The sequence below is a fragment of the Pyrobaculum sp. genome (genome assembly GCF_049971835.1).
In the GTDB taxonomy this organism is placed as follows: domain Archaea; phylum Thermoproteota; class Thermoprotei; order Thermoproteales; family Thermoproteaceae; genus Pyrobaculum.
In genome coordinates, this window is record NZ_JBMFKV010000238.1 from 1 (window position 1) to 2,531 (window position 2,531).

Genomic DNA, 2,531 nt, shown 5'->3' on the forward strand with positions numbered 1-2,531 from the left:
GTACCGTTGATTGGCATTATGTATATCTCCTCCCCGTCCCACGCGCTCTCTCTGTAACAGTACTCATCTTCCTCCTCGCAATAGCAGTAGTCGTAACAGTACTCATCTTCTCCACATCCAACATATTTTTTTGCCGTCTTTTCGTACTTCTCTTTGCGCTCTTCTAACTCTCGTATCTTTCTTAACAAATCATCGCATTCTGCGCATTCTGAACATTCTCTTCTACGTATACATAATCTACATAATTCACATACCACATCCGCTTCCCTCCAATATTGCTCTATCATCCTATCGTAGTCGTAATCAGGATCAAGCTCATAAGGTATATAACCTTCCTCGTATTTGCGCTCATACATCTCTACTGCGGTGATAGTATCAGCATTGAGCAACGACTGCAACACCTGCGCTACTTTTTCGTCCTCAATGTAGACGCTATCTTCAGCGTGTCTCTCTAGAGAGATCGTTTCCCCGTTTGTCATGAGTTCAACGAATTCGTAAGTTTATAAATTTTCTCATTTATTGATTCTATAGATATATTGGTATAAACACTGGTGGTATATAGAGAGAGACGCATGAACGCATGAAGGTGTATGTGAAAGGCGCCGAGATCGAGAGGAGGGAGTGGGAGCGTGCGAAGAGGAGGTGCAGAGAGTTCACATGGCGAGAGGCGCCGCCAGGCTTCAGAAAGATCGCGTTCGAGATGTGCATAGAGTTGCTACTAAACATCTAAGGGGGCGGGGGGTTCAGGACCCCCATCATCCCCCTCCCCCGGTGGAAGAGGGGGAGGGGCTAATTCACAGACCTCGGGGTTGTGTGGAAAAACGTGTGTGTTTTTAAGTATTCAGCTTGTACGCTATGGCACCTTTCTTGAGCTCGAAGATCACCGCTGGCTCGTCCACCCAGCAACACGCGCATTCCCATCTCTCGTGGCGATCGCAGTACCTGAGACATCTACGCGGTATGCGCTCCGTCTTGTAGCCAAGCTCTTCAAGCGCCTTGAGTACCGACTCGATTATCTTCCTGGCGCGCTTGCTCCTACGGCTCCACGGAATGACGACGTAGATATCATCCATAGCCGTGGAATAGCAACCAGGCGAGGTACTGCTTGTGCTTGAGCCGTAGCTCCGCAAGCCTGCCTATCCTCCTCCCGACGGCGACTACAAAGTCTGCGTCCCAAGGAGCATAGAGAGAGCGGGTGTCTACAGTCCACACGGCTTGGTAGCCGCGGCTCCTCGCGGCGCTGAGCAAGCCGTACAGCGTGCATATCCTCGCCCGCCCCCACGCCCCCTCGTACTCCTCCTCCACCACAAGGCGGAAGTGGTTGCAGTAGTGCGTCTCGTCGCCGCTAAAGTGGCCGGGCACCACAACCACAACAGCCACGGGCCTCTTCTCAAGCAGGGCGGCTAGTGCGCCGTAGGGATCTTCTACGTGTTCGAGGACGTGCTGGAGGACGTAGGCGTCTGCCTGGGGGACGTCCCGCGGCAGTCTGCAGTACGGAGCGCCGGGGGCGTGGGGATCGCAGTAGTCAGCCAGCCAACCCCTGCCCCTCAGCCACCTGGCCAAGTCGCCAGTCCCCCCGCCGACGTCCAGCACTCTGTGCCTGCGCTTCTTAACGCCCAGCGCCTTCAAGGCGCGCTCTATATCAAACCACTCGGACTTGTCAACGTCCCGCCTCTCGAAGTAGTCGTCGCCGTACATCACCTCTTCTTCACGTGGCTCCTCACCGCCTCGCAGACGTCGGGGAGCCTGCCCCCGACGCGCCTCGCCTCCCTCAACACCACGTAGCGGTTCCACAGCTTCAAGTACTGCTTCGCGGTGGCGCGTTTGATAGCTCTTATCAGATTTTTAGTAAGCGCTAGATCTACTGCGAGCTGGAGGGGGAAGCCGAGGATCGGCCTGGCTAGGGACAGCCACGCCAAGGCCCACCTGGCGGGATCGGCGCCGCTCCGTATTGCGCGCTCAATGTATTCGTACTCCACAATGCCGTACTTCACAGCTGTGGACACGGCAACTAGCCACCGCCTCTTCTCCTCCGCCACGCTGAAGTCCTTAGGCGGGGAGTAGTGCCTGCCAGAGTCGTACACCACACGGCTCTCCCAGCCGCCGCACCTCACGTAGTGGTGGAGCCACGCGTCTTCGTAGACGTGTAGCTCCGGCGGTATGAGCACGCCGTTGAGCGCCGCGCGCCGGTACAGCGTGTCGTGCGTGCCGCCTCTGCGGCTGAAGGCGTCTAGCAGATACTGGGCGTACGTCTTCTTCGACAGCCCCAGCTTGTTCAGCGTGTTTATGAAGCGCTCCCGATCCGGCGCGGCGTCCCAGTTGACGCCCCATATCTCGCCGACCTTCGCCTCGGCAGTGTGGCGCTGGGCGTGGGCCCAGTACGTGGGCGAGAGGACGAAGTCGTCGTCGAGGAACATGAGCCACTCCTCTGAGAAGCTCTCTTGGAAGACGTCTATCGCCGTCTGACGCGCCGTGGCTCTAGTAGGCTTGACAGCGCCTCCGTAGAGTCTGGATCGCTGGACGACGAGCTC

Annotated in this window: 5 protein-coding genes; 1 reads left to right on the plus strand and 4 read right to left on the minus strand. The window is 56.9% G+C overall.

All coding sequences use genetic code 11. The features are described 5' to 3' along the window. A partial coding sequence (locus ACP5J3_RS13005) for a hypothetical protein (RefSeq protein WP_428496077.1) occupies positions 1-479 on the minus strand: 479 nt, incomplete at its 3' end. Between the two features lie 101 nt (positions 480-580). On the opposite strand from ACP5J3_RS13005, the gene ACP5J3_RS13010 reads away from it, so the two are divergent. Further along, positions 581-730 (plus strand): hypothetical protein, encoded by a 150-nt coding sequence (locus tag ACP5J3_RS13010; protein ID WP_428496078.1) that lies wholly within the window; start codon positions 581-583, stop codon positions 728-730. Positions 731-833: 103 nt separating this feature from the next. Here ACP5J3_RS13010 and ACP5J3_RS13015 read toward each other — a convergent pair whose 3' ends face one another. The 3 genes from ACP5J3_RS13015 to ACP5J3_RS13025 all read right to left on the minus strand — a co-directional run. Further along, positions 834-1,073 (minus strand): hypothetical protein, encoded by a 240-nt coding sequence (locus ACP5J3_RS13015; protein WP_428496079.1) that lies wholly within the window; start codon positions 1,071-1,073, stop codon positions 834-836. Beyond that, entirely contained in the window at positions 1,066-1,698 is a 633-nt protein-coding gene (locus ACP5J3_RS13020; protein ID WP_428496081.1) for a class I SAM-dependent methyltransferase, read from the minus strand. The genes ACP5J3_RS13015 and ACP5J3_RS13020 overlap by 8 nt, the downstream gene beginning before the upstream one ends. Continuing rightward, positions 1,698-2,531, minus strand: an 834-nt coding sequence (locus ACP5J3_RS13025; RefSeq protein ID WP_428496080.1) for a hypothetical protein, incomplete at its 5' end; no start/stop codon positions are given. The genes ACP5J3_RS13020 and ACP5J3_RS13025, both read right to left, overlap by 1 nt.